Below are 2,150 nucleotides of genomic sequence, written 5' to 3'. Positions count from 1 at the left end.
CTTTGGCTAAATTGGCTCCTAAGATGCTTCGATATAAGAAAAAATATATCGACCAGATAAGCTCTACAGAGGCTATGCTGTCAGCAATTATTAGTGATTATGTAACAAGTATGGATTTTATGCATAAAAAGCAGAAAAACAATCCACCTAAAATCTCTGGGAGTTTTTTTCATGCAGAGGAGTTCAAGGTAAAGGGTTTTGAAGAAGAAAATCTAGCCTCTTCTATCTACAACTACTTTAGCATCTTTGATATCATCAAGAGTCAGTACCGTTATAAAATCTATATTGATAAAGCAGATGACTATTTTCTTGCTATAAAAGTACAGCACAAAGATAAAGAGTATCGGCTAAAACAAAGTTTGACGCTTTTAAACAAAATGGAGATACTAAAATTCATCTCTTTTCTCAATACATATCTACCTGAAACAAGCCGACTATTGGAGAGTGATGTGGTTGAACTCTCCAAATCTAAACTAGAGGAGTTTTTGCTAAAGACTTCAACCATTATCTCCAATCTGGGTATAGATATTATTTTGCCAAAAGAACTAAAAAATCTCTTGCGACCAAAGCTATCACTAAAAATCAGCTCAAAAGCCAAAAACTTACAATCATTCTTTGATCTTCAGTCCATGCTGGAGTATGACTGGCAGATAGCCATTGGTGATCAGGCCATATCTGTAGAGGAGTTTGAGAAGCTTGTTGAGAGTGGTAAAGAGTTGATAGAGTTTAAAGATAACTTCGTACTTATCTCAGCCGAAGAAGCTAAGAATATTTTTGCTGAGATAAAACGAAAGAAAAGCCTCAATCAGTTTGATGTTTTACATGCTACCCTCAATGGAGAAGCCTTTTTAACCAAAGAGCTGGAGGTATATATAGATGAACTATTTAGCCCCAAAGATATACCTGTACCCACTTCACTAAAAGCAGAACTGCGAGCCTATCAGGAGCGAGGGTTTTCATGGAATATCAACAACCTGCTCAATGGTTTTGGTACCATTTTAGCTGATGATATGGGGCTGGGTAAGACGATCCAAGCTATAAGTACTATTTTATATCTCAAAGAGAACGGTTTTATCCAAAATAGAGTGGTGATCGTTGTGCCAACTTCACTTATCAATAACTGGGAAAATGAGCTGGAGAAGTTTGCCCCATCGCTTAGCTATTTCTCTTACTATGGTTTAAAAAGAGAGCTTCAAGAGTCAGATATACTCATCACTACCTATGATATTGCACGTAGAGATTTGGTTAAACTCAAAAAAGAGAAGATAGATTGTCTCATTATTGATGAGGCTCAAAAAATCAAAAATCCTAATACTGAGATAAGTAAAGCAATAAAGTCTATCAAGTGTAAATATAAAATTGCATTAAGTGGTACACCTGTTGAAAACAATCTTTCAGAGCTTTGGAGTATCTTTGATTTTGCTCTACCTAAATATCTCAAAACACTCAAAGATTTTCAAAAAAACTACGCCAAAGATATAGAGATTAAAAAAGACCATACCAAGATAGAAAGACTTAAAAGAATTACAGCTCCATTTATGCTACGACGGCTTAAAACTGATAAGAATATTGCTCCTGACTTACCTGAGAAAATCATTATAGATGAGTATTCCACTATGACTAAAGAACAAGCAGGACTCTACCAAAGCCTTGTGGATGAGAGCTTTGAAATGATGGAGAGTGAAGATCACACAGGGGCTTTGGTACTTAAACTCATTATCTCCTTAAAACAGATATGTAACCACCCAAGAAACTTTGATAAAACCAGCCCTATAGACCCCAAACTCTCAGGTAAAGCACAACAACTACTTACCCTGCTTGAGACGATACTACAACGAAATGAAAAAGTGCTTATCTTTACGCAATATGTAGAGATGGGTGATATACTGGTCAAGATGATAGAAGATGTACTGCTCACCACTCCACTCTTCCTCAAAGGTTCACAGACAAAGAAAAAACGAGATGAGATAGTAGATAGCTTCCAAAATGATCCCAAACATAAAATATTTATTTTGTCACTTAAAGCAGGTGGAGTAGGGCTAAACCTCACTGAAGCAAATCATGTTATTCACTACGACTTATGGTTTAACCCTGCCGTTGAAAACCAAGCAACGGACAGAGCTTTTAGAATTGGTCAAAAGCGAAATGTT

General features: G+C 36.2%; 1 protein-coding gene. It reads left to right on the top strand.

What is annotated here, in order from left to right:
* Positions 1-23: 23 nt before the first annotated feature.
* On the top strand, positions 24-2,150 hold a 2,127-nt coding region (locus tag GSY74_RS04550; protein ID WP_164663921.1), incomplete at its 3' end, for a DEAD/DEAH box helicase.

It is taken from the genome of Sulfurovum sp. bin170 (assembly GCF_010892395.1).
In the GTDB taxonomy this organism is placed as follows: domain Bacteria; phylum Campylobacterota; class Campylobacteria; order Campylobacterales; family Sulfurovaceae; genus UBA1140.
This window is presented reverse-complemented; position numbering and strand designations above follow the sequence as displayed.